21 protein-coding genes and 2 pseudogenes are annotated in these 23097 nt (G+C 63.6%); 7 read left to right on the forward strand and 16 right to left on the reverse strand.

Annotated features, from left to right (window positions below; genetic code table 11):
* Positions 1-132 precede the first annotated feature (132 nt).
* The 3 genes from SE92_RS09635 to SE92_RS09645 all read right to left on the reverse strand — a co-directional run bounded on the left by SE92_RS09635 (position 133) and on the right by SE92_RS09645 (position 2814).
* Positions 133-963 (reverse strand): OmpA/MotB family protein, encoded by an 831-nt coding sequence (locus SE92_RS09635; RefSeq protein WP_063195488.1) that lies wholly within the window; start codon positions 961-963, stop codon positions 133-135.
* Positions 964-987: 24 nt separating this feature from the next.
* Positions 988-1761, reverse strand: coding sequence for a motility protein A (locus SE92_RS09640; protein ID WP_063195489.1), 774 nt, complete (start codon positions 1759-1761; stop codon positions 988-990).
* 234 nt (positions 1762-1995) lie between these two features.
* Positions 1996-2814, reverse strand: coding sequence for a hypothetical protein (locus SE92_RS09645; RefSeq protein WP_198172601.1), 819 nt, complete (start codon positions 2812-2814; stop codon positions 1996-1998).
* A gap of 68 nt (positions 2815-2882) precedes the next feature.
* On the opposite strand from SE92_RS09645, the gene SE92_RS09650 reads away from it, so the two are divergent.
* Positions 2883-3176, forward strand: coding sequence for a hypothetical protein (locus SE92_RS09650; protein ID WP_063195491.1), 294 nt, complete (start codon positions 2883-2885; stop codon positions 3174-3176).
* Between the two features lie 2 nt (positions 3177-3178).
* On the opposite strand, the gene SE92_RS09655 is transcribed toward SE92_RS09650, so the two are convergent.
* From SE92_RS09655 to SE92_RS09670, 4 genes are all read right to left on the reverse strand, one after another.
* Positions 3179-3898, reverse strand: coding sequence for an RraA family protein (locus SE92_RS09655; RefSeq protein WP_063203424.1), 720 nt, complete (start codon positions 3896-3898; stop codon positions 3179-3181).
* Between the two features lie 120 nt (positions 3899-4018).
* Positions 4019-4903 carry a CDP-alcohol phosphatidyltransferase family protein gene (locus SE92_RS09660; RefSeq protein WP_063195492.1) on the reverse strand — a complete coding sequence of 295 codons (885 nt, stop codon included), beginning with the start codon at positions 4901-4903 and terminating at the stop codon, positions 4019-4021.
* A gap of 86 nt (positions 4904-4989) precedes the next feature.
* Entirely contained in the window at positions 4990-5694 is a 705-nt protein-coding gene (locus SE92_RS09665; protein ID WP_283806815.1) for a phosphatidylserine decarboxylase, read from the reverse strand.
* A gap of 71 nt (positions 5695-5765) precedes the next feature.
* Positions 5766-7721, reverse strand: coding sequence for an ABCB family ABC transporter ATP-binding protein/permease (locus SE92_RS09670; RefSeq protein WP_063195494.1), 1956 nt, complete (start codon positions 7719-7721; stop codon positions 5766-5768).
* A gap of 201 nt (positions 7722-7922) precedes the next feature.
* Between SE92_RS09670 and SE92_RS09675 the strand changes: the two genes are divergently transcribed.
* A complete protein-coding gene (locus tag SE92_RS09675) occupies positions 7923-8528 on the forward strand; it encodes an LOG family protein (RefSeq protein WP_063195495.1) in 606 nt (201 codons plus the stop codon).
* Positions 8529-8627: 99 nt separating this feature from the next.
* Here the strand turns inward: SE92_RS09675 and SE92_RS09680 are convergent, their stop codons facing one another.
* The gene (locus SE92_RS09680) at positions 8628-9245 is read right to left on the reverse strand and encodes an FMN-dependent NADH-azoreductase (RefSeq protein ID WP_063195496.1); all 618 of its coding nucleotides are present in this window, start codon (positions 9243-9245) and stop codon (positions 8628-8630) included.
* A gap of 100 nt (positions 9246-9345) precedes the next feature.
* Here SE92_RS09680 and SE92_RS09685 point away from each other — a divergent pair, with 100 nt between their 5' ends.
* Positions 9346-10263 carry a LysR family transcriptional regulator gene (locus SE92_RS09685; RefSeq protein ID WP_063195497.1) on the forward strand — a complete coding sequence of 306 codons (918 nt, stop codon included), beginning with the start codon at positions 9346-9348 and terminating at the stop codon, positions 10261-10263.
* A 6-nt stretch (positions 10264-10269) separates the two neighbouring features.
* Here SE92_RS09685 and SE92_RS09690 read toward each other — a convergent pair whose 3' ends face one another.
* From SE92_RS09690 to cysS, 5 genes and pseudogenes are all read right to left on the reverse strand, one after another.
* Positions 10270-10647, reverse strand: a complete 378-nt coding sequence (locus tag SE92_RS09690) for a VOC family protein (RefSeq protein WP_063195498.1) — start codon at positions 10645-10647, stop codon at positions 10270-10272.
* A 42-nt stretch (positions 10648-10689) separates the two neighbouring features.
* Complete coding sequence (gene cimA / locus SE92_RS09695; RefSeq protein ID WP_063195499.1) at positions 10690-12288, reverse strand: citramalate synthase; 1599 nt, start codon at positions 12286-12288, stop codon at positions 10690-10692.
* Positions 12285-12776 (reverse strand): GNAT family N-acetyltransferase, encoded by a 492-nt coding sequence (locus SE92_RS09700; RefSeq protein ID WP_063203425.1) that lies wholly within the window; start codon positions 12774-12776, stop codon positions 12285-12287. Before SE92_RS09700 ends, cimA begins: the two co-directional genes overlap by 4 nt.
* Before the next feature lie 115 nt (positions 12777-12891).
* A pseudogene (locus SE92_RS37455) lies at positions 12892-13074 on the reverse strand (CysS/YqeB C-terminal domain-containing protein); the annotation flags it as partial.
* 96 nt (positions 13075-13170) lie between these two features.
* Positions 13171-14496 (reverse strand): annotated as a pseudogene (gene cysS / locus SE92_RS09705) (cysteine--tRNA ligase); the annotation flags it as partial.
* 288 nt (positions 14497-14784) lie between these two features.
* Here cysS and SE92_RS09710 point away from each other — a divergent pair.
* The 3 genes from SE92_RS09710 to SE92_RS35745 all read left to right on the forward strand — a co-directional run bounded on the left by SE92_RS09710 (position 14785) and on the right by SE92_RS35745 (position 17958).
* Positions 14785-15084, forward strand: a complete 300-nt coding sequence (locus tag SE92_RS09710; RefSeq protein ID WP_063195501.1) for a hypothetical protein — start codon at positions 14785-14787, stop codon at positions 15082-15084.
* Between the two features lie 131 nt (positions 15085-15215).
* Entirely contained in the window at positions 15216-16409 is a 1194-nt protein-coding gene (locus SE92_RS09715) for a DUF2865 domain-containing protein (RefSeq protein WP_063195502.1), read from the forward strand.
* 469 nt (positions 16410-16878) lie between these two features.
* Positions 16879-17958, forward strand: coding sequence for a hypothetical protein (locus SE92_RS35745; protein WP_157095270.1), 1080 nt, complete (start codon positions 16879-16881; stop codon positions 17956-17958).
* A gap of 176 nt (positions 17959-18134) precedes the next feature.
* On the opposite strand, the gene SE92_RS09720 is transcribed toward SE92_RS35745, so the two are convergent.
* The 3 genes from SE92_RS09720 to SE92_RS09730 are packed head-to-tail and all read right to left on the reverse strand — an operon-like array spanning position 18135 to position 21655.
* On the reverse strand, positions 18135-19892 hold the full coding sequence (locus SE92_RS09720) for an NAD+ synthase (protein WP_063195503.1): 1758 nt from the start codon (positions 19890-19892) through the stop codon (positions 18135-18137).
* Positions 19893-19908: 16 nt separating this feature from the next.
* Entirely contained in the window at positions 19909-20262 is a 354-nt protein-coding gene (locus SE92_RS09725; RefSeq protein ID WP_063195504.1) for a diacylglycerol kinase, read from the reverse strand.
* Positions 20263-20266: 4 nt separating this feature from the next.
* Entirely contained in the window at positions 20267-21655 is a 1389-nt protein-coding gene (locus tag SE92_RS09730) for a class II 3-deoxy-7-phosphoheptulonate synthase (RefSeq protein ID WP_063195505.1), read from the reverse strand.
* 180 nt (positions 21656-21835) lie between these two features.
* Between SE92_RS09730 and SE92_RS09735 the strand changes: the two genes are divergently transcribed.
* A complete protein-coding gene (locus tag SE92_RS09735; protein ID WP_063195506.1) occupies positions 21836-22732 on the forward strand; it encodes an alpha/beta hydrolase family protein in 897 nt (298 codons plus the stop codon).
* The last annotated feature ends 365 nt before the right edge of the window (positions 22733-23097 follow it).

Consider the following 23097-nt stretch of genomic DNA (forward strand, 5'->3'; position numbering starts at 1 on the left):
GGATGCTGTGACGCCGCAGCCACGCTCATCGCCGGCGTGACGACATGCCTCAGGTAAGATGGTAGCGCAAGGGGGCCTGTTTCCGCGCATGATTTCGTCGGAAACCCGGCGCTCACCGGGCCCGGATCATGCTCACGGCTTCAGATTCGGCGGCAGCGGCGGATCTTCGCGCATCAGCGTGATGGTCACCCGCCGGTTGGCCGCGAGCGAAGGATCGTCGGGAAACAGCGGCTGGGTGTCCGCCTTGCCGGAGACGGCGAAGATGTGCGACGGCGGCAGGCCTTCGCGTTCGAGGATCTGGCGCACGGCATTGGCGCGATCGGCCGACAGATCGAACGCGCCGTAGTCGCTGCGGTTCGGCACGAAGCCGGCCGCGGTGTGCCCGGCGATGGAGACGCGGAGCGGCGTCGCCTTGAGCGGGATCGCGAGCTTCTCGACCAGGCGGCGGGTGCGGTCATAGGGCACCTTGGAGCCGTCGGCGAACATCGAGCGGCCGTCCTGGTCGACGATCTCGAGGTTGAGCCCCTGCTTGGTCTCCTCGAACATGATGTGCTTGGACATCTCGGTCAGCTCCGGCATGTCCTGCAACGCTTGGCGCAGCGAGGCCGCGGCGAGCGCGAAATTGCGGTCGACCTTGATCTTCGCGCCCGAGGTCTTGTCGCGGTCTTCCTGGTCCGGGGTCGGCGTGTTGGAGGCGTCCTCGGGCTGAATGTGATCGACATTCTTCAGCCGCGGACGTGTCGGCAGACCGTCGGACTCGACGATGCCGGCATAGCGCGCTTCGCTCTGCACGCCGAAGGCATCGCGCATCGAGCCGGCGACGATCTTCAGCTTGTTGGCGTCCTGCGTCGAGAACGCGACGAGCATCACGAAGAAGCTCATCATCAGGCCCATGAGGTCGGCAAAGGTCACGAACCAGCCGTGACCGCCTCCATGCGCATCGCCGCGTTTCTTCTTGGCCATGGCTGAAAATCCCGGCGGGCGGTCTTACGCCGGCACCGGCTCGCCCTCGGCGTGACGATGCTTCTCCGGCAGGTAGGCCAGCAGCATTTCACGCACGAGCGTCGGGCTCTTGGAGTCGCGGATCATCAGGATGCCGTCGATGATCAAGGTGCGATTGGTCTCCTCGTCGAGCAGCTTGCCGTGCAGCTTGTCGGCGATCGGCAGACAGAACAGGTTCGCGACCAGCGCGCCGTAAAGCGTGGCGAGCAGCGCGGTCGCCATGAACGGGCCGAGCTTGGAGGGGTCGGTCATGTTGGCGAACATCTGCACCATGCCGATCAGGGTGCCGATCATGCCGAACGCCGGGGCGCAGTCGCCGATGGCGCGGTAGATCTTGCTGCCCTCGTCGAGATGCATGAGGAAATTGTCGCGGTCGCGCTCGAGATTGTCGCGGATGAAGTCGAGGTCGTAGCCGTCGGCGACGTAGCGAATGCCCTTGGCGAGGAAGGGCTCGTCGGTCTCGACCTTTTCGAGACCCACCGGGCCCTGCTTGCGGGCGATCTCCGCGATGCGGGCGAGCTCGTCGACGAGGTCGTGCGCGGACAGGCGGCTCATGGTGAAGGCGAACTTGGCGCCGAGCGGAAGGCCGTGCAGGAGTGCCGAGAGCGGAAAGCGGATCATGGTGGCGGAGATCGAGCCGCCGAAGATGATGATCATCGCATGTTCGGAGATGAACATGTGCAGGTCGCCGCCCATGAAGATCATCGCGGTGATGACGATGATGCCCGCCGTGAGCCCGACGCTCGTCATGATATCCATGGGATACTCCAACGCGTACGCAACAACGGCCGTCCTAGCCGCTGGCGCGGCCCAACCCCGAACCGCATCGGAAACCCTAGAGCGCCGCCCTTAAAGCCGCGTAAAGGTTAAGTTGCGCCGTCGCGCCAGGCCGACGCAACGCGCCACAATGAAGCCGGCTTTGCCGACTGCCGACAGGAATTTCAACGCTTTGGTAACCATGATTGCGGCGCGACGGCGGAGAAGGCGGCGCGTCTAGTTCAGGCCGACCTTTGGAATGATCGCCTGCTTGAGCGGCTCCATGCGGGGAAGGCTGTAGAGCTGGGAGACGCTCTGCTTGTCCTTCTGGTACAAGACCAGAACCTTGTCGTCAGTGATCTGCTGGACCGAGTAGAGCTGCTCGATACCCTCGATCAGCTTCCTGTAATTGGTCCCGTCGAGGTCACTCGTGGCGACGGACACCGCATCCTTTTCGGTCAAGCGATTGTCGCCGTTTGTATCCTTGTCGACCACCACATAAACTAAGCCCACGACGCTGCGCGAAATGTCGGTGACCTTCGCCTTGTCGAACAGGATCTGGCCTTCGATGAGCAGCTGATTGGCGCGATCGAACAGCCACCTCACCTCGTTATTGGAAGCGTTCATGAAGAGATAGTTGACCGTGTTCTGCTCCGACCGCTTCAAATAGTAGGATCCGGCGGAGGTTTGCCCGCGCACTAGCGCGACGCGAACATAGGGCGTCCCTGTGAGGACATACGGCGTTCCCAGCGAGAATTCCTCCGAGACCTTTTCCTGCTCGCCGACATTGACCACATTAGTCACGCGGCGCGTCCGTGTCGTCTCGCCAAACAGCGACCATGCGAGCGAAGCGGCGAGCAGAACGAAAACGACCAACGCCCCCGCAAGCGCAATTGCGTTGAACCGCCAGAGATTCCTGAAGAAGCGATCTGATTTACGCGTCACGACATTCCATACCGCCGGCTCTCGTGCGCCGGCAACAGTTTGAACGGATTGCGAGCCTAGTGGGTCTTCGCCCAGCGCGCCAGTCGGCGAACGACTGCGGCCCTGCGCCACGGGCGAAACGAATGATGATCTGCTATTCTGCGGCCCTGCGGCATGTTCGATCGCGGGAGCGATTTGCAATGTTGACGCTGTTCAGTGTTCTCACTGTGTTGCCGGCGGTGCTGGCGCTCCACCTGCTCGAGCCGGAGCTCGTCCTGCCGGCGTTCAGCATCCTGCTCTTTGTCGAGGCCGCCTTCGCCGTGATCGCAGCGCGGCTGATTCACAGCCCTGCCAGCGCGGACGACATCACTTTGTGGGACCTCGCCGGCGGCTTCACCTTGATCGGATGCGCCGCCGCGATGTTTGGAGAGCCGGATCAGGCTGCCCTGTTCCTGACCGAACAAGGCAACCCGCGGGCGGTCTCGCCGCCGTAAGCTCAGTGGATCTCCGCCGAGCGCTTCAGCGCGGCCTTCAGCTTCTCCAGCGAGAAGTCGGGGCTGCGGGCGATCTCCAGGATGGGCGTCTCGCGGCGGCCGCAGAGCTCGGCGGCCTCGGGCAGCTTGGCCGCGATGTCGTGCGGAATGACGATGGCGCCGTGCTGGTCGGCATGGATCAGGTCGTCCGACCTCACGGTCATGCCGGCAACGCGCACCTCGCCGCCAAAGCTCTCGGCATGCACCCAGGCATGGGACGGGCCGATCGAGCCGGCCAGCGCCTGGAAGCCGGGCGCCCATTGCGGGATGTCGCGGATCGAACCGTCGGTGATGACGCCGAGGCAGCCGAGCGCCTTGTGCACGTTGCTCTGCACCTCGCCCCAGAACGCACCATAGCCGACATCGGGGCCGTCGATGTCCTGGATCACCGAGATGCGCGGGCCATGGCCGGTGCCGACATATTCGTAATATTCGATGCGGCGCTTGGACTGCTCGTCAGGCGGAAGCGACGACTTCAGCACCGACCGGATCGCGACGGTGCGGGCATAGCCGACGATCGGCGGCAGATCGGGGAACGGGCAGACCAATGGCTTGGTGGTGTAGCCGATCAGCCGGCGCTCGGGCGCCACGATCTCCATGGCATTGCAGATCGTCGGCGTGTCGTAGCGGCCCAGCGCTTCGAGGACGGAAGCGGGCAGCGGCCCGGTCGCTTTGTCGGTCACGGCATTCTCTCCCAGATTGGCGGCTGATTGATGCGATGCCGCCGTCACAGGGCGATATAGCCGAGATCGGGTCTCAACCCAACTCAGCACGCCTTCATGGCAGATATCCCCGAGAACCGCTCAGTGCAGCCGTCCGGGCCGGTCGTCGTCCTCGTGGGGCGGCTCCGGCAAATTCGCCAGCGTCGGCGCCGAAGGCGGTGACGAGACCTCACCGTCCGCCGGCCCAGCCGCGTCCAACGCACGCGCCTGGTCGCGATAGGATTTGTAGCCGAGTGGCAAAGCAAGCAGATACAGCACCGTGCCGATCGACAGCACATGCCAGGGATAGGCGATCAGCAGCGCGATGAAAACGATCACCGCGACGAACGCCGGCAGCACCAACTCGGGCGGCACGCGCATGCGCTTGGTCTTGCCGGAGAACACCGGCAGGCGCGACACCATCAGGAAGGCGATCAGCAGCGTGTAGGCGGCGGTCAACCCGGCCGGCCAGCGGCCGAGATCGAGGAACGCGACATAGATCGGCAGCAGCACGGTGATCGCGCCGGCCGGCGCGGGCACGCCGGTGAAGAAATTGGCGGCGAAAGCCGGCTTGTTCGGGTCGTCCATCGTGGCATTGAAGCGCGCAAGGCGCAGGCCGCCGGAAATCGCGAACACCATGGCGGCGATCCAGCCGGCATTGCCGAGCTCGTGCAGCTGCCAGAAATACAGCATCAGGCCGGGCGCGACGCCGAAATTGACGAAGTCGGCGAGGCTGTCGAGCTCGGCGCCGAACTTGGACTGGCCCTTGATCATGCGCGCGATGCGGCCGTCGATGCCGTCGAGCGCGGCCGCGAACACGATGGCGTAGACGGCAAGCGACATCCGCCCCTCGATCGACAGCCGGATCGAGGTCAGGCCGGCGCAGATCGCCAGCAGCGTGATGACGTTGGGCACCAGCATCCGCACCGGAATCGGGCGGAACCGGCGGCGGCGGACGTCGGGATCTCTCAGATCGTAGGGTGTCATGGCTGTCCTCACCTCGAGGCGAGATATAGCAAGCCGCGCCGCCCTCCGCCATTGCGGCGGAACACCCTCGCAGACCGACTTATTGGTTAATTGGCGCGGAAGGCGCGGCTGGGGTCGTCGCCCGCAAGATCGGCCAGAATCGTCTCGCCGGCGATGGCGGTCTGCCCTTCCGAGACCAGCGCCTTGGTGCCCACAGGCAGATAGACGTCGAGCCGCGAGCCGAAGCGGATCAGGCCGAAGCGCTCGCCGGCGCCGATCGCCTGCCCCTCCCTGACGAAGCAGACGATGCGCTTGGCGACGAGCCCTGCGATCTGGACCACGCCGATCCGCGCATTGGGCGTCGAGATGACCAGCGAATTGCGTTCATTGTCCTCGCTGGCCTTGTCGAGCTCGGCATTGATGAAAAGGCCGGGACGATAGGCGATGCGGTCCACCCTGCCCGCGACGGGCGCGCGGTTCACATGGCAATTGAAGACGCTCATGAACACCGAGATGCGCGGCAACGGCCGGTCGCCGAGCCCGAGCTCGGCCGGCGGCAGCGCCATGGTGATCATCGAGACGCGACCGTCGGCCGGCGACACCACCAGCCCCTCGCGCACCGGCGTCACGCGCACGGGATCGCGGAAGAACAGCGCGCACCACACGGTCAGGATCGTGCCGATCCAGCCCAGAGGAGACCACAGCCAGAACAGGATCAGGCTGGCCAGCGCAAAGCCGCCGATGAAGGGATAGCCCTCCTTGTGGATCGGCGGGATCTGACGCTGGATCGAATCGAGAATGGACATCGCTATCTGCCGGTCGGAGTTGAGGCGCGGGTCGTCGCGCGGGCCTGTTTAGGCCAGAGTTGGGACCTGAGACAAGGTCACTCCGCCGCCGCGGGCGCCGTCAGGGCGTCATTGACGGGTGGCGGCTCCCGGTTGGGGGCCTCGCCGGTGTCGGCCATCTTGGCCAGTTTCTCGCGCGCCGCCTCGGCTTCGCGCTGCCTGTTCCACATGCTGGCATAAAGCCCGCCATGCGCGAGCAGCTTGGCGTGGGTGCCGCGCTCGGCGATACGGCCCTGATCCAGCACGATGATCTCGTCGGCTCCAACGATGGTCGAGAGCCGGTGCGCGATCACCAGCGAGGTGCGGTTCTTCGCCACGCGCTCAAGCGCGCCCTGGATCTCGTGCTCGGTATGGGTGTCGAGCGCCGAAGTCGCCTCGTCCAGCACCAGGATCGGCGGTGCCTTCAAGACGGTGCGCGCGATCGCGACACGCTGCTTCTCGCCGCCGGACAGTTTCAGGCCGCGCTCGCCGACCTGGGTCTCATAGCCTTTGGGCGACATGCGGATGAAGTGGTCGATCTGCGCGAGACTCGCGGCCTCCTCGACTTCGGCATCGCTGGCGTCCCAACGGCCGTAGCGGATGTTGTAGCGGATGGTGTCGTTGAACAGCACGGTGTCCTGCGGCACCATGCCGATCGAGGCGCGCAGCGAATCCTGCGTCACGCTGCGGATGTCCTGCCCGTCGATCAGGATCTTGCCGCCGGACACGTCATAGAGCCGGAACAGCAGGCGCGAGATGGTCGACTTGCCTGCACCCGAAGGGCCGACGATGGCGACCGTCTTGCCGGCCGGCACCTCGAAGCTGAGACCCTTCAGGATCGGACGCGTCGGCTCATAGGCAAAGCGCACGTCCTCGAAGCGCACGGTACCGGCGGAGACGACCAGCGGCTTGGCATCGGGCGCATCCTTGATCTCGGCCTCGCGGCCGAGCACGCCGAACATCTTCTCGATGTCGATGATCGCCTGCTTGATCTCGCGATAGACCATGCCCATGAAGTTCAGCGGCTGGTAGAGCTGGATCATCATGGCGTTGACCAGCACGAAATCGCCGACCGTGTTGGTGCCGTTGCGCACGCCGATCGCGCACATCAGCATGGTCGCGGTCAGGCCGAGCGTAAAGATCACGGCCTGGCCGGTGTTGAGCACCGCGAGCGAGGTGTAGGTCTTGACGCTCGCCTCCTCGTAGCGCGCGACCGATTTGTCGTAGCGCTGGGCCTCGCGCGCCTCGGCGCCGAAATATTTCACCGTTTCGTAGTTGAGCAGCGAGTCGATCGCCTTGGTGTTCGCCTCGGTGTCGGAATCGTTCATCTTGCGACGGATGCCGATCCGCCACTCGGTCGCGATATAGGTGTAGTACATGTAGAGCGCGACCGTGATCAGGGTGGCGACCACGTAGCGCCAGTCGAACTGCCAGAGCAGCACGGCCATCAGCAGCGAGACCTCGACGATGGTCGGGATCAGCTGCAGGATCACCATGCGGACGATGACCTCGATGCCCTCGCGGCCGCGCTCGAGCACGCGCGTCAGGCCGCCGGTCTTGCGTTCCAGGTGGAAGCGCAGCGACAGCTCGTGCATGTGGATGAAGGTGATGGTGGCGAGCTTGCGCACCGCGTGCATGGCGACGCGGGCGAAGATGCCGTCGCGCCACTGCGTCAGCAGCGCCATCAGGACCCGCATCACCCCGTAGCTCACGGTCAGCAGCAACGGCGAGGCCAGCACCCAGAACTGCCAATTGTCAGCCTGCACGGGCGCCGAGTTGGCGCCCGTCAGCGCGTCCGTCGCCCATTTGAAGCTGAACGGCACCGTCAGCGTGATCAGCTTGGCAGCGAGCAGCAGCACCAGCGACCACACCACGCGCATTTTCAGGTCGAAGCGGTCGCCCGGCCAGATAAAGGGCCACAGATGCGCCAGCGTGCCCATCAGCGTAGCCCGCTCCGGCGTCCCGCTAGCAGGATTGGGAACGTCGGCGCCGTCGAACGATTGAGGTTGGTCCATCAAGAAGCCTGAAATCCCGCCGGATGCGGGCGTCACCGCGATTTACGATTTTCGCCTGTCATATAGAGCCTTCCCGATGTCAGCGCACCCCGCCAGATGGCGAATCTTCGATTGTTTGTCGCCATTTACCGGTAGATTTCCGGGAGTATCGAATCACCTTAAGGGCTTGACGCCTCTTCGCTGCAATGCATCATGGCACCAATGAGCACGATCAAAACCGTCTGTGTCTATTGCGGCTCCGGCCCAGGAACCAATCCCAACTTCATCGAAGCGGCGAAGGCGCTCGGCAAATCGCTGGCGGACAACAAGATCCGCCTCGTTTACGGCGGCGGCTCGCTCGGCCTGATGGGGGCGGTCGCAACCTCCGTGCTGGATCACGGCGGCACCGTCACCGGCATCATCCCTGACTTCCTGCGGATGCGCGAGAACGCGCTGACGCGCGTACAGGAGATGGTCGTCACGCCCGACATGCACGAGCGCAAGCGGCTGATGTTCGAGCGCTCCGATGCCTTCGTCGCCTTGCCCGGAGGCCTCGGCACGCTCGAGGAGCTGGTCGAGCAGCTGACCTGGCAGCAGCTCGGCCGTCACGCCAAGCCGGTGCTGCTGGCCAATATCGACAATTTCTGGGAGCCGCTGTTCTCGCTCGTTTCCCACATGCGCCAGACCCAGTTCATCCGCGCCGGTCTTTCCGTCGAAATCCTGAAGGCCGACAAGGTCGAGGAAATCGTCCCTCGGCTGCGCGCCGCGGCTGCGCAGATTCCCGACAGCCAGCGCGATCTCGCGCCGGAAGTGGCACGCAAGCTTTAGAGGGCTGCGCCCTATCGATCCGGACTGGTCTGGACGATGCCCGCGACGTGGCTCACGCCGACGTCGCGGTCCATCACGCGCGGTCCGGGCGTCGGCGTGTCATGCCGCCTTGGCGGCAATACCGGCTTTCGCCTGCTCGACCTGCCGGGCAAGGTCGGCAGGATCGCCCGTCGTGGCCTCGACGCCGATCTGCTGGATCTCGGCGACGCCCAGGAAGCCCAGCACGAACTTCAGATAGTTGAAGCAGAAGTCCGCGCCGCCCAGCGGCCCGCCCGCGAGATAGCCGCCGGCGCCGTAAGCGCTGGCCACGGTCGCGCGTCGCGCGGTCAGCAGTCCCTTGAAGCTCGTGCCGTCATAGGAGAACGTCTGGTTGATGCGGACGATCTGATCGATCCAGGCCTTCAGCGCTGCCGGAATCGTGAAATTATACATCGGCGCAGTGATCAGGATCTCATCGGCCGATTTGAGCTCGGCAATCAGCCTGTCCGATAGCGCCGTCGCGGCGCGCAGCTCGGCGGTCATCTCCTGTGCGGCGGTGTAGAAGCCGGCGATCGTGGTCTGCGTGATCTGCGGGACCGGATCGGCGGCGAGATCGCGCCGCGTCACCCGAAAGTCCGCCCCCCGTGCGCGCCATGCCGCCTCGAATCCGTCGCCGAGGTCGCGGGAAATGGAGCCCTGAAGGCGGGCGCTGGAATCGATACGAAGCAAGACAGGCATTGAGATCTCCGGAATGTCGAATTGACACCCGGACGCTATTCGCGGTGCCGCACGGCAAAAACGGCTGGCGTCGCACCACGCTCATGCTTATTTTGCACGAATGGACATCGATTCAATTCGATTGGTGATCGAGGTCGCTCGCCAGGCGAGCTTTGCCGGCGCCGCGCGGCAACGCGACGTCGACCCCTCCTCGGTCTCACGGATGATCGCCCAGGTCGAAGCGGAGCTTGGCTTTCGCATCTTCCAGCGCACCACACGCAGCATGTCGCTGACGGAGGCTGGCGAACGCTACGTGCGGAGGGCCGAGCTCGTTCTACAGGAGCTCGATGCCGCCGCCGAGGAGGCGACCGCCCTTGGCACCATTCCCCGCGGCCGGCTTCGCGCGACCGCTTCGGTCGCATTCGGCAATCGCTGCCTGGTGCCGCTGCTGCCCGAATTCAGGGCGGAATTTCCCCAGCTCCAGCTCGAACTCATCCTGACGGACAGCAATCTCGATCTGGTCAGCGAGGGAATCGACCTCGCGATCCGTCTCGGTCCCGGATTCAGCGGCGACCTCGTCGGCGCCAAGCTGTTCGATACCCGTTACCGGGTCTGCGCAAGCTCGGCCTTTCTGCGCGGGAAACCCCGGCCAAGACGGCCCGCCGATCTGTCCGCGATGTCCTGCCTTCTGTTCACGTTTCCCGATTTCCGATCCCGCTGGCTGTTCCGCGACCGACGCGGCGAAATCACCGAGGTCGCCGTTCAGGGAGACCTTCTGCTTTCGAACGCGCTCGCACTGCGCGATTGCGCGCGGGCGGGACTAGGTCCGGCGCTCCTGCCGGACTGGCTAATCGACGAGGATCTCGTCGGCAAGCGGCTCGTCGATCTGTTTCCCGATTGGCAGGTGACGGCGACGACGTTCGATACCGCGGCCTACGTGCTCTACCCAAACCGGGCATTCCTGCCCGTCAAGGTGCGTCGAACGATTGATTTCCTGCGCCGGCATTTGGTGAAGCAGGCAAAGCGCGCGCGACGGTGAGCTTCGCTACGCGCTCGGAAACGTCACCGCCTCGATCCGATTGCCGTCGGGATCGGTGACGAAGGCTGCGTAATAGCGCACGCGATCGTGCGGCCGGATGCCGGGCGGGCCGTCGGAGGCCCCGGCGGCCGCAAGAGCTGCGGCATGAAACGCATCGACCTCGTCCGTCGTCTTCGCCCGCAGGCAGATGTGCACGCCGCTTTCCGCCGGTACGCGCGGCATGCTCTCGCGTAAGTTGATCCAGAACTCGGGATAGGCCTTGCCGAAGCCCACCGTCCGCGGCCGCGTGACGAGGCGCGTGAGGCCGAGCGCTGCGAGCGTCGCCTCGTAAAATCTTGCGGCGCGGTCGAGATCGCTGACGCCGACAGAAATGTGGTCGATCATTGGTTACTCCCCTCCGCCGTCATTCCGGGGCGAAGCAAAGTCCTACGCCGGCGCCCCCGACTTCACGAGCTTGTAGATCACCGAATCCATCAGCGCCTGGAACGAGGCATCGATGATGTTCGGGGAGACGCCGACCGTGGTCCAGCTGTCGCCGTTCTCGTCCTCGCTCTCGATCAGGACGCGCGTGACCGCGCCGGTGCCGCCGTTGAGGATACGCACGCGGTAGTCGATCAGCCTCAAGCCCTCGATGTATTTCTGGTACTTGCCGAGGTCCTTGCGCATGGCGACGTCGAGCGCGTTGACGGGGCCGTTGCCTTCGGCCGCCGAGATCAGGTGCTCGCCGGCGACGTCGACCTTCACCACCGCGAGCGCCACGGTGACGCGCTCGCCGAGCGCGTTGTAGCGCTGCTCGACATTGACGTCGAACTGCTCGACCTCGAAATAATGCGGCACCTTGCCGAGCGTGCGGCGCGCCAGCAGCTCGAACGAGGCATTGGCGGACTCATAGGCGTAGCCGGCGGCCTCGCGCTCCTTCAACTCCTCGACGAGGCGCGTCAGCTTCGGATCGCTCTTCTCGTAGGGGATGCCGGCGCGGTCGAGCTCGGCGATGACGTTGGACCGGCCGGCCTGATCGGACACCAGCACCTTGCGGTGATTGCCGACCAGCTCAGGCAGCACATGCTCATAGGTCTGCGGATCCTTGAGCACCGCGGACGCATGGATGCCGGTCTTGGTGACGAAAGCGCTCTCGCCGACATAAGCCGCGTGCCGGTTCGGCACGCGGTTGAGCATGTCGTCGAGCGTGCGCGAGACCTTGACGAGCGTCGAGAGCTTCTCCGTCGTGACGCCGATCTCGAAGACGTCGGCGAAGCCCTGCTTCAACTTCAGCGTCGGGATCAGCGAGCAGAGATTGGCGTTGCCGCAGCGCTCGCCAAGACCGTTCAGCGTACCCTGGATCTGTCGCGCGCCCGCACGCACCGCGGCGAGCGAATTGGCCACCGCCTGCTCGGTGTCGTTATGGGCGTGGATGCCGACGTGATCGCCGGGGATGTGTTTCGTGACTTCCGTGACGATGGCCTCGACCTCATCGGGCATGGTACCGCCATTGGTGTCGCACAGCACCACCCACCGAGCGCCGGCATCATAAGCAGCCTTGGCGCAGGCGAGCGCGAAGCCCGAATCTTCCTTGTAGCCGTCGAAGAAATGCTCGCAGTCGAGCATGACCTCACGGCCGGCGGCCTTCGCCGCCGCGACGCTGTCGCGGATCGAGGCGAGGTTCTCCTCCTTCGTCGTTTCCAGCGCCACACGCACCTGATAGGCCGACGCTTTCGCAACAAAGCAGATCGCATCCGCCTTCGCTTCCAACAGCCCGGCGACACCGGGATCATTGGAGACCGAGCGCCCGGCCCGGCGCGTCATGCCGAAGGCAGTGAAGCGCGCATGCTTGAACTCCGGCTTTGTGCCGAAGAACTCGGTGTCGGTCGGATTGGCGCCGGGATAGCCGCCCTCGACATAGTCGATGCCGAGATCGTCGAGCATCGCGGCGATGATCTGCTTGTCTTGAAGCGTGAAATCGACACCGTTGGTCTGCGCGCCGTCGCGCAGCGTGGTGTCGAACAGATAAAGGCGCTCCTTGCTCATTGCACCGCTCCGAGCGTCTTCTTCATCGTCGTGTTGGCGAGCCACTCGTCGTTGACAGTGACGCTGTTGCGCTGCATGGCGACATAGCCGCGCTTGGCGAAGAAGCCCTGCGCGGTGTCGCTGGCATCGACGGTGAGGCTTTGCGCGCCGCGGCCGCCGGCAAGCTTCTCCAGTGCATCGACCAGCATGGCGGCGATGCCCTGCCCGCTGACGGCCGGATGCACATAGAGCATGCGGATGTGATCGGCACCGCGGAGTGACGCAAAGCCGACCGGCGAGCCCTCCAGCGTCGCGATCAGCGTCAGGTCAGCCGCAAGCCGCTTGCCGAACTCTTCGGTTTCCGCCGCCTCCATCCAGGCCTGCTGCTGCGCCTCGCTGTAGTCGTCGCCGGTCAGCTCTTCGATGCTGGCGGTGAAGATCGCGGCGAGCACGGGCACATCATCCGGCAGGAACGGCCGCAAGCCCGGCTTTGGCAAAGTCTGTCCCATCGTCTTCACCACATCCCATAGAGTTTCAGCACGATCGCGACAGCCCCTACCAGCAGCAGGATCTTCAGCGCGATGTAATAGAGCCAGTGCCGCGGGAACGGCGTGTCGGGCCGCTTCATCGCGCGACCTCCCACGTCGTCATTGGCTTGCCGTCGTCATCCTTACCGTCTTTGAGAACAACTCCCATCGCGGCAAGCTCATCACGAATGCGGTCCGATTCCTTGAAGTTCTTGGCGAGCCGAGCCGACAACCGATCATCAACGAGTTTCTGAATCTTCTTAGAAGCGTCTTCTTCGCTCCCTCGGATTAAAGTCAGATCTCCGCTGTTACCCTCTTGAACGCTCAGACCATCCTTCAAGATGGAAGAGAGGATTTCGTCTCGCGCAGAATCCGGGGCATCGTTTGCAATTGCGGCCCTCAATCGCCGAATGGCCGGTTCGTATTTGCCGATTGCTACGTCGGCAACGTTGAGACCGGAGACACCGAAGCGGAACAGTCCCGGCTTGTCCAGCTTCTTGAAGCCCAGCAACTTTAGGTTTGAAGCAAAGATCAATTTCTCCTTCGTTCCACCCTTTTTCGCCGCGACATGTAGTTCCCGAAGAACTGCAATTGCAGCTGGGGTATTCAGATCATCTGACAATGCATCTGCGACAGCCGTCGGCGGATTGTCGTTCGGAAAGCGGAAGTAGCTGTGAAGACTTTCGGCCCACTCTTCTAACTCCGATGAAGCCAAGTACGTGCTTCGCTCGGTCCAATCGATCGGCTGTCGATAGTGCGTCATCAGCATCTGTAAGCGAATAACGTCGCCGGGAAGCGTATTCAGGAGTTCGCGAATCGTGATGAAGTTGCCGAGACTCTTCGACATCTTCTCGCCTTCAACCTGCAAGAAGCCGTTGTGCATCCAGGTGTTCGCCATGCGCTCGCGGTGAAAGGCGCAGCAGCTCTGCGCGACCTCGTTCTCGTGATGCGGAAACACGAGATCGATGCCGCCGCCGTGGATGTCGAAATGCTCGCCGAGATGCTTCCAGGCCATGGCCGAGCACTCGATGTGCCAGCCCGGCCGCCCCTCGGCCTTGATGCCCGCCGGTGACGGCCATGACGGCTCGCCGGGCTTCGACGGCTTCCACAGCACGAAGTCGGTGTTGCCCTTCTTGTAGGGCGCGACATCGACGCGGGCACCGGCGACCATCTCGTCGAGCGAGCGGTTGGAGAGCGCGCCATAGCGCGGCAGCCCGTCATTGGCGGCATTCATCGCCTGCGGCGAGAACAGCACGTGATCCTCGGCGGCATAGGCAAAGCCGCCCTTGACCAGCCGCTCGATGATCTCGCGCATCTCGCCGATATGGTCGGTCGCGCGCGGCTCGACGCTCGGCCGCAGGGCGCCAAGCGCATCGACATCGGCGTGAAACTGCTTTCCAGTCTGCTCGGTGACCTTGCGGATGGCTTCGTTGAGCGGCAAGCCCGGGAAATCGCGCGCGGCGCGGTCGTTGATCTTGTCGTCGACGTCGGTGATGTTGCGGACATATTTGACATGCGCCTCGCCATAGAGATGGCGCAGCAGCCGAAACAGCACGTCGAACACGATCACCGGACGGGCATTGCCGATGTGGGCGAAGTCATAGACGGTCGGTCCGCAGACATACATGCGGACGTTGTTGGGATCGAGCGGCACGAAGGCGCGCTTTTCCCGGCTCAGCGTATCGTAGAGGCGCAATTCCATGACAAACCCATCCCTTGCGGCCGGGCGTCCGAGGCTCTCAATGTTTGAGAAAAGACGGCTCCAGCCAGCGAATCGCTAGCTCGTAATCTCGCGGCAAATGGCACAAATGGCGAGGAGACCGTTCATGCGGAACATATGGGCTATCAGGCGCCCCGGCGTCAAGAGAGCGGCGAAACGCGGTTTTATCTCCGCAAAGCGCGCTGCCCGCCGCGATGGTTCATGATCCCCTAACCATTTGAGCCCATTTTGGAACCGGCGGTTCCCCTTTTTTGCCACCGGTGCTTTTTCATGCGATTTTTGCCCGCGCTCATTTCCAGCGCCTTCGTCTTTGCGACCTCCAGCGCCCTCGCCGAGAGTCGCGTCTTCATCATCGCCAACCAGGCCAGCGGTTATGACCAGTGCCTGGCCAAGGGCGACAAATGCGGCGCCTCGGCCGCTCGCACCTACTGCCAGTCACGAGATTTTGCCCAGGCTTCGGCCTTTCGGCGGGTCGATCCCGACGAAATTACCGGCTCTGTCCCCAAATCCGGCACAAATTGCTCCCATGGCCATTGCGACGAATATGTCGCAATCACCTGCCAGCGCTGAATTCGCTCGGAGCTGGCGTAGCTTAGGCCCGGTGCTTCGGCCCCGAAACGACGTGACGATGCCGCAGGAAGCGGCTATGGGAGGGCGCGCTTCGGCCCTTCAAAGTCATGCCGGGCCGTGACCTCGCTAGAATGGCGGATATGCCTGAATTTTTGCCCCTGTCCCGTGCCCGCTTCCTCCTTGCCTGCACCGTGCTCTTGAGCACGGCCGTGCTCGCCACCGGCGCTTTCGCTCAAGCCGGTCCGCCCGGCCCGCCGCCTCAGGCGGGGCAAAACGGCCTTGGGCCGAATCCGATGTGTGTGCGGCTGGAGGGCCAGCTCGCGGCACTGGACCGCGGCGGCGGGGGCGACCCCGCGCGTGAGGAGCAGATCCGCCGTTACCAGGATTCCCAGGCCAAGCAGCAGGCCGAGCTCGACCGCGTCACCATGCAGGCCAAGCGCATGGGCTGCGATTCCTCCGGCTTCTTCTCGCTGTTCAACGGCCAGTCGGCGCAATGCGGCCCGGTCAACACCCAGATCCAGCAGATGCGCGCCAATCTGGACCAGATCACCGGCAATCTCGAGCGCCTGCGCGGCGGTGGCGCCGGTGGCTTCAATCCGGAACGCGACAACCAGCGCCGTTCGGTCCTGGCGGCGCTGGCGCAGAACAATTGCGGCCCGCAATACGCGGCTGCGGCGCAGCCGCAAGGCGGCGGCAACTTCCTGAGCAATCTGTTCAACGGCAACAACGCCGGCAATCCGCAAGGCGTGCCGCCCTCCGATCTAGGCCCGCAATCGCAATCCGGGACCTACCGCACCGTGTGCGTGCGCACCTGCGACGGCGCTTATTTCCCCGTCTCGTTTGCGACGGTCCCGGCGCGCTTCCCCGACGACGAGAAGACCTGCAAGGCGCTGTGCCCGGCCGCGGAAGCCGTGCTCTACACCCATCGCAATCCCGGCGAAGACATGAACTCGGCGGTCTCGATCAGCGGCCAGCCCTACACGGCGCTGCCGACCGCGTTCAAATTCCGCAGCGAGTTCAACCCGTCCTGCTCCTGCAAGGCCGCAGGCCAGACCTGGGCGGACGCGCTGAAATCGGCCGACGACAAGGCGAGCGCCGAGCAGCAGGGCGACATCATCGTCACCGAGGAGAGCGCCAAGAAAATGCAGCAGCAGCGGCTGGGCAAGGGCACGCCTGCGAACGCCAAGAAAGGCGCAGCTCCCGCGCCGACGACGGCGACTGCACCGGCCGCAACGCCGCCCGCGGATGCGGGCGGGGCGGCGAGCTCCGAGAACAAGCCGATCCGCTCGGTCGGCCCGACCTTCCTGCCGCAGCAGCAGAAATAGGTGGGCTTTCTTCTCCCCTTGGTGAGAACACGCCATTGAGCGTACCCAGTTGAAATCATTACGAAACTGGGTCGTGGCGGTCGCGCTCAGCGGTGTGTGGCATGCTTTGGCGCAAAGGCATCGCTCCCGCTGCGCGACTGGCCAAGCCCGTGAAGAAGCACGCGCCCAAGCCATCGAAGCCGCTTCCTGTATCGCGTGAAATCACCCGAAACTAAATACCGGGCGTCGCGTGGTGCGATCGTGAAGCGCATCACTGCAGATGGCTGATTGAGAATGGTCGATGGTGCGGTGAAGCCAAGCGCGAGCGCTCGAATTGCTCCCATGATTCCACCTTGGCCTATCGCCCATCGATCCATCGCGTAGCTTGGAGCGGTCCATCAGCGAGCAAAAGCACGTCGAAGAAATGACGTTGCGGAGTGCGGCGACTAGTGCCTAATGCAACCATAAAAGACGGCGAGCGAGCCACAAGATGGCGTTAGCTGAACTCCTAATTCGGTATGGTCGCGCCATAAGCGTCTATTCTAAGGAGAGGCCTAACTTTAAGAAGGGCATTCTATATGCCTTGACGTTGTTTGGCGCGTTAGCGATCGCGGTCTGTTTTTTTGTAAGACTAGTTTTCCCCGTACTACAGCATGAACTGTTTATCCGGTTCGTTCCGATGCTTGTCGTGATTATCGTGATAGCCATTGCTGTGACTTTGAAGGCCGAAATATCTCCCTTGGGATTGGACGTTGGATGTTTCGCAAAACTATTTCTGATCGCGATGTTTCCAATCATCGTACAATTTTACATCTGCCGGTTTCTATGGATTCGCACCAAGTTTCACCTGCTTCCATCTCCCGTTGGTCAAATTGCAAAGAGTGGACAGCCATTTTGTCTATACTTGCGCTCCTTCGTCGATGACGAAAAATCAGCAAAGGAGAGCGTGGATTTTAGTGACGATCCGTTCCGGTTTGCCCGGTACATCGGAAGCCATATCACAGTGCAGGATCGAATTGAGAGCGTGCTTAGCGAACAGCTTGTGCCTCACATTCCAACCCTATGCATTGGAAGACCAAGGGAACGGTATCCCAGCTCCTCGTTCGCTCGTGTATTCGTTGATGATGAACAATGGCAGTATATAGCTCAGGCACTATTGCAGGCGAGCAGAATAGTCATTGCTCGCGTAGGTGAAACTCATGGGTTTCGGTGGGAGCTGACAGCGTTACGAGAGGGAAGGCTACTTAAGAAGACGATTCTGTTTTTTTGCACAGCATACGGTTTGCCATTTACGAGAACTCAGATTCAAGAGGCGATGACTGCTCATGAGCTGGGCATCTTGGATGCTGACGTGCCGTGGGAATCTTACTTTTGCGTGTTTGACGGCAACGATCAGCCGACTTTCTTGCCTGCGGCACTGCCATCAGATGCCAATCCGAACGTTCGGATTCGGGCTAGCACGGTTGCATTGATATTGTATCTGATCGATTTTCGCCCAGATCTACTTGACGGGCCAGAGAAGACAAACCGGGCGTTAGTGCAACGCGCTGTAAGCAAATGGAAGCAATGACCGCAAGGCAGGCACTGCAACCCATGCGATAAAAAATCCGGCCGCCTTATTTAGGCTCGAAGGCGCGGGCCTGCTGCATCAGTCGCCGCGCTCATACCACAATCAAAAAACTCGTGGGCACGCTTCCGCCTTCGCTCTTGCTGACGGCGGACAAGTCGCTTCGTCCACCGCTTGAATTACCCCTCGAACGCGTCGATCGAGGCCTTGCTGCCGCGTGACACCAGCGTCTCGTCGGCCGCCGGCAGCTTCTCGCCCTTGTCGCGAAAGCGGTTGGTGATGGGATAGCGGCGATCGCGGCCGAAATTCCTGGGCGTGACCTTCACGCCGGGTGCGGCCTGGCGGCGCTTGTATTCGGCGACGTTGAGCAGATGGTCGATGCGGGTGACGATCTCGCGATCGAAGCCGGCGGCAATGATCTGATCCAGCGGCTCTTCGCGCTCGACGAGACGCTCTAGGATGGCATCGAGCACCTCGTAAGGCGGCAGAGAATCCTGGTCGGTCTGATTCTCGCGCAGCTCGGCGCTCGGCGGGCGCGTGATGATGTCGGGCGGGATCACCTCGCCTGAAGGCCCGAGCGCGTCGTCTGGCTTCCAGCTATTGCGCAAGCTTGCCAGCCGGAACACCTGCGTCTTGTAGATGTCCTTGATCGGATTGAAGCCGCCGTTCATGTCGCCATAGAGCGTGGCGTAACCGACCGACATCTCCGACTTGTTGCCCGTCGTCACCACCATCAGGCCCGTCTTGTTGGAGATCGCCATCAAGAGCGTACCGCGCGTGCGGGCCTGAAGATTCTCCTCGGTGATATCTGGCGGCAGATTCTTGAACAGGCCCGAGAGGATCGTCTCGAACCCGCTCACGGCCTCCGCGATCGGCAGCACCTCGTAGCGGATGCCGAGATGACCGGCGAGCTCGCCGGCGTCCGCGATCGAGTGTGCCGCCGTGTAGCGATAGGGCAGCATCACGCCGTGCACCTGGTCGGCGCCGAGCGCATCGACCGCGATCGCCGCGCACAGCGCGGAATCGATGCCGCCGGAGATACCGAGCAGCACGCCGGGAAAACCGTTCTTGCCCACATAGTCGCGCAGGCCCAGCACGCAAGCGGCGTAATCAGCCTTGTCGCCCTCGACCTGCTCCGCAATCGGCCCGGTGCAGCGCCAGTCGTCGCCGTTGCGGGTGAAGCGCAGGGTGACGATGCTTTCCTCGAACGCCGGCAATTGCGCCGCGAGCGAGAGATCGCCGTTGAGCGCGAAGGAGGCGCCGTCGAACACCAGCTCGTCCTGGCCGCCGACCTGGTTGAGATAGACCAGCGGCAGCCCGCTCTCGGTGACGCGCGCCACGACGACGGACAGCCGCACGTCGTTCTTGTCGCGGGCGTAAGGCGAGCCGTTCGGCACCAGGATGATCTCGGCGCCGGTCTCGGCCAGCGTCTCGACCACGTTCTCGTAGTCCTCGGACTCCTCCAGCCAGATGTCCTCGCAGATCGGCACGCCGATGCGCACGCCGCGCACGGTGACCGGTCCGGCGGCGGGCCCGCGTGCAAACAGCCGCTTCTCGTCGAACACGCCGTAGTTCGGCAGATTGCATTTGAAGCGCAAGCTCGCGATGCGGCCGCCGTCGAGCAGCGCGCAGGCATTGTAGAGCTTGCCGTCCTCGACCCAGGGCGTGCCGATCAGCATGGCCGGCCCGCCATCGGCGGTCTCGCGCGCCAGCACTTCGATCGCGGCGCGGCACGCGGCCTGGAAAGACGGCTTCTGCACGAGGTCTTCCGGCGGATAGCCGGCGATGAACAATTCCGGAAACAGCACGAGATCGGCGCCGTCGGGGATCGCCCGCGCGCGGGCCGAGCGTGCCTTGGCGGCATTGCCCTCGATGTCGCCCATGACCGGATTGAGCTGGGCGAGCGTGACCGCGAATGCGTCGAGACGTTCAGTCATGGCCGCCGCGCTCCGATCAGATAAATCCCAGCCGCTCGATAATGGCGATGATCCAGAACGCGCCGGCCATCAGCAGCGCCACGCCGACCGCCGCCGAGCCCATGTCCTTGACCCGCCCGATCTGCTTGTCGTGATCCATCGTCAACCGGTCCGCGAGCTTTTCGATCGCAGTATTGAGCAGCTCGACCGTCAGCACGAACGCAACCGAGCAGACCAGCTCGACGGCCCGCATCGCGGTCGCGCCGATCAACCAGGCCAGCGGCACCGCCAGCAGGAGCGCAAAGATCTCCTCGCGAACGGCCTGCTCCGACCGAAACGCAAAGGCCAGACCGTTACGGGAATTGATCGTGGCCTTCCAGATCCGCAGCAAGGTCTTAGAGCCCCGCTGCGACCGGCATCGGCTGGGCCTTGCCGGCGCGTTCCTGCTTGAGCAGCTCGGCGACCAGGAAAGCCATGTCGATGGATTGCTCGGCATTGAGGCGGGGATCGCAGACCGTGTGATAGCGGTCGTTGAGGTGCTCGTCGGTGATCGCGCGGGCGCCGCCGATACATTCGGTGACGTCCTGCCCGGTCATCTCCAGATGCACGCCGCCGGCATGGGTGCCTTCAGCGGCATGGATCGTGAAGAACGACTTCACTTCGGACAGGATGCGGTCGAACGGCCGCGTCTTGTAGCCCGACGTCGAGGTGATGGTGTTGCCGTGCATGGGATCGCAGGACCAGACCACGACCCTGCCCTCGCGCTTCACGGCGCGGATCATGTTCGGCAGATGCTCGGCGATCTTGTCGGAGCCGAAGCGGCCGATCAACGTCAGCCGGCCCGGCTCGTTGTCGGGGTTGAGCACGTCGATCAGCTTCAAGAGCTCGTCAGGCTTGAGCGACGGACCGCACTTCAATCCGATCGGGTTCTTGATGCCGCGGAAATATTCGATATGGCCGTGATCGAGCTGGCGGGTGCGATCGCCGATCCAGATCATGTGGCCCGAGGTCGCGTACCAGTCGCCGGTCGTGGAATCGACGCGGGTCATGGCCTGCTCGTAGCCGAGCAGCAGCGCTTCATGGCTGGTGTAGAAATCGGTGGCGCGCAGCTCCGGATGGCTCTCGAGATCGAGGCCGCAGGCGCGCATGAAGTTGAGCGCATCCGAGATGCGGTCGGCCAATTCCTTGTAGCGGCGCGACTGCGGGGAATCCTTGAGGAAGCCCAGCATCCACTCATGCACGCTGCCGAGATTGGCATAGCCGCCGGTCGCAAACGCGCGCAGCAGGTTCAGCGTCGCGGCCGACTGGCGATAGGCCATCAGCTGGCGCTGCGGATCGGGGATGCGCGCTTCCCTGGTGAAGGCGATGTCGTTGACGATGTCGCCGCGATAGCTCGGCAGCTCGACGCCACCAACCTTCTCGGTCGGCGAGGAGCGCGGCTTGGCGAACTGACCGGCGATGCGGCCGACCTTCACCACCGGCACCGCGCCGGCATAGGTCAGCACCACCGCCATCTGCAGCAGCACGCGGAAGAAATCGCGGATGTTGTTTGCGCCGTGCTCGGCAAAGCTCTCGGCGCAGTCGCCGCCCTGGAGCAGGAAGGCCTCGCCGGCCGACACGCGCGCCAGCGCCTTCTTCAGGTTGCGCGCCTCGCCCGCGAACACCAGCGGCGGAAAGGTCGCAAGCTGCGCCTCGACGTCGGCCAAAGCCTTGGCGTCGGGATAGTCGGGCACCTGTAGCACCGGCTTGCTGCGCCAGGACTCGGGCGTCCACCGCTCGGACATCGCAATCTCTCCGTGAAGCGAAAAGTGCAACCTGATCTGTGGGTTGCGAGGGCCGCCTTATACACAGGCTGGCGCGACGCCGCCAGTTGTAAATCCGTTTCTCTTCGCAAACCCTTGCGGGAAAAGCCAAATTCGCATTTGCTAGGGGTGGCAGAGGAAACTGGCGGCACATCCATCCCCATGGACGCGGCACTGGACGACGTTTTCATCGACGAGATCAGCTTCCCGGCGGCCGACGGCTATGCGCTGGCCGGCACCCTGTTCCTGCCGCGCGGCGCCAAGCGCCATGCCGTGCTGATCAATTCGGCCACCGCCGTCCCGCGCAAAATCTACCGCGGCTTTGCCTCCTATCTCGCCCATCGGGGCTGTGCGGTGCTGACTTATGATTATCGCGGCATCGGCGACAGCAGGCTCCCGGCGATGGTCGGCTACAACCAGCCGAAATCCCTGGTCGGCTTCAAGGCCTCGATGTCGGACTGGGCCGCGCTCGACGTCACCGCCGCGGTGAGCTGGATGCGGGAGCGGTACAATACGCTGCCGCTCGCCTATGTCGGCCATTCCTTCGGCGGCCAGGCGCTGGGGCTGATCGCGAACAACACGGACATCTCGCGCGCCGCGTTCGTGGCCTCGCAGGCCGCGACCTGGCGGCTGATGACATCGCCGGAAAAATACCGCGTCTTCGCTTTCATGAACCTCGTCGGTGTGCCGCTCACCCACGCGCTCGGCTATGCGCCGGGCTGGGCCGGCGTCGGCGAGGATCTGCCCAAGGGCGTATTCCTGCAATGGGCGGAGTGGGTCTCGAGCCCGCGCTATCTCTTCGATTCCAAGCTGCCGGCGCTGGAGAATTTTGCAAACTTCAAGGGCGAGCTGCGGGCTCTGTGCTTTTCCGACGATCCCTGGGCGACGCGGCCGGCGGTCGAGCTGCTCACGAGCGGGTTCACTGCGATCAAGCCGGAGGTGCTGACGGTGAAACCGTCCGAGGTCGGCGCCAAAACGATCGGCCATTTCGGCTTCTTCCGCCCCGACCACCGCGACACGCTGTGGCGCGGGGTAGCGGAGTGGATTCAGGGGGAATGAGGCAAGGCTTCGCATCCTCGCGGCGCATTTCGTCCCGGGCTTGCGGAACGCCTTTGCGGAGACAGTCTGGATTGCTTGCACAAGGTTTTTCGCCATCAGGGGCGTGGCGATCGTGCGTCTCTCTCGTGTCCCGGACGCGCTGCAGCGTCCTTACGCTGCTGCGCAGAGCCGGGACCCAGCAAGCCATGGGTACGTGCCGATGCGTGGGCCCCGGCTCTGCAGCGCACCGCCGAAGGGGCGCTGCGCTGCGTCCGGGGCACGAGAGCGGTGGTGAATGACTGACATGGGCATTACTGACACGGCTTCGCGTCCTCGCGGCTCATCTCGCCCGAGCTTTTGCTTCGTGGCCTTGCCCTCGATTGAAC

This window comes from Bradyrhizobium sp. AT1 (assembly GCF_001590795.1).
GTDB lineage: Bacteria > Pseudomonadota > Alphaproteobacteria > Rhizobiales > Xanthobacteraceae > Bradyrhizobium.

Bases quoted from the DNA above. Each gene is read 5' to 3' on its own strand.
- SE92_RS09680 (WP_063195496.1), bottom strand. From the start codon at position 9,245: ATGCCTGTCTTGCTTCGTATCGATTCCAGCGCCCGCCTTCAGGGCTCC.
- cimA (WP_063195499.1), bottom strand. From the start codon at position 12,288: ATGAGCAAGGAGCGCCTTTATCTGTTCGACACCACGCTGCGCGACGGC.
- SE92_RS09720 (WP_063195503.1), bottom strand. From the start codon at position 19,892: ATGACTGAACGTCTCGACGCATTCGCGGTCACGCTCGCCCAGCTCAAT.
- SE92_RS09640 (WP_063195489.1), bottom strand. From the start codon at position 1,761: ATGGATATCATGACGAGCGTCGGGCTCACGGCGGGCATCATCGTCATC.
- SE92_RS09675 (WP_063195495.1), top strand. From the start codon at position 7,923: ATGAGCACGATCAAAACCGTCTGTGTCTATTGCGGCTCCGGCCCAGGA.
- SE92_RS09685 (WP_063195497.1), top strand. From the start codon at position 9,346: ATGGACATCGATTCAATTCGATTGGTGATCGAGGTCGCTCGCCAGGCG.
- SE92_RS09690 (WP_063195498.1), bottom strand. From the start codon at position 10,647: ATGATCGACCACATTTCTGTCGGCGTCAGCGATCTCGACCGCGCCGCA.
- SE92_RS09635 (WP_063195488.1), bottom strand. From the start codon at position 963: ATGGCCAAGAAGAAACGCGGCGATGCGCATGGAGGCGGTCACGGCTGG.
- SE92_RS09650 (WP_063195491.1), top strand. From the start codon at position 2,883: ATGTTGACGCTGTTCAGTGTTCTCACTGTGTTGCCGGCGGTGCTGGCG.
- SE92_RS09715 (WP_063195502.1), top strand. From the start codon at position 15,216: ATGGCGGATATGCCTGAATTTTTGCCCCTGTCCCGTGCCCGCTTCCTC.
- SE92_RS09730 (WP_063195505.1), bottom strand. From the start codon at position 21,655: ATGTCCGAGCGGTGGACGCCCGAGTCCTGGCGCAGCAAGCCGGTGCTA.
- SE92_RS09670 (WP_063195494.1), bottom strand. From the start codon at position 7,721: ATGGACCAACCTCAATCGTTCGACGGCGCCGACGTTCCCAATCCTGCT.
- SE92_RS09660 (WP_063195492.1), bottom strand. From the start codon at position 4,903: ATGACACCCTACGATCTGAGAGATCCCGACGTCCGCCGCCGCCGGTTC.
- SE92_RS09700 (WP_063203425.1), bottom strand. From the start codon at position 12,776: ATGGGACAGACTTTGCCAAAGCCGGGCTTGCGGCCGTTCCTGCCGGAT.
- SE92_RS09710 (WP_063195501.1), top strand. From the start codon at position 14,785: ATGCGATTTTTGCCCGCGCTCATTTCCAGCGCCTTCGTCTTTGCGACC.
- SE92_RS09735 (WP_063195506.1), top strand. From the start codon at position 21,836: ATGGACGCGGCACTGGACGACGTTTTCATCGACGAGATCAGCTTCCCG.
- SE92_RS35745 (WP_157095270.1), top strand. From the start codon at position 16,879: ATGGCGTTAGCTGAACTCCTAATTCGGTATGGTCGCGCCATAAGCGTC.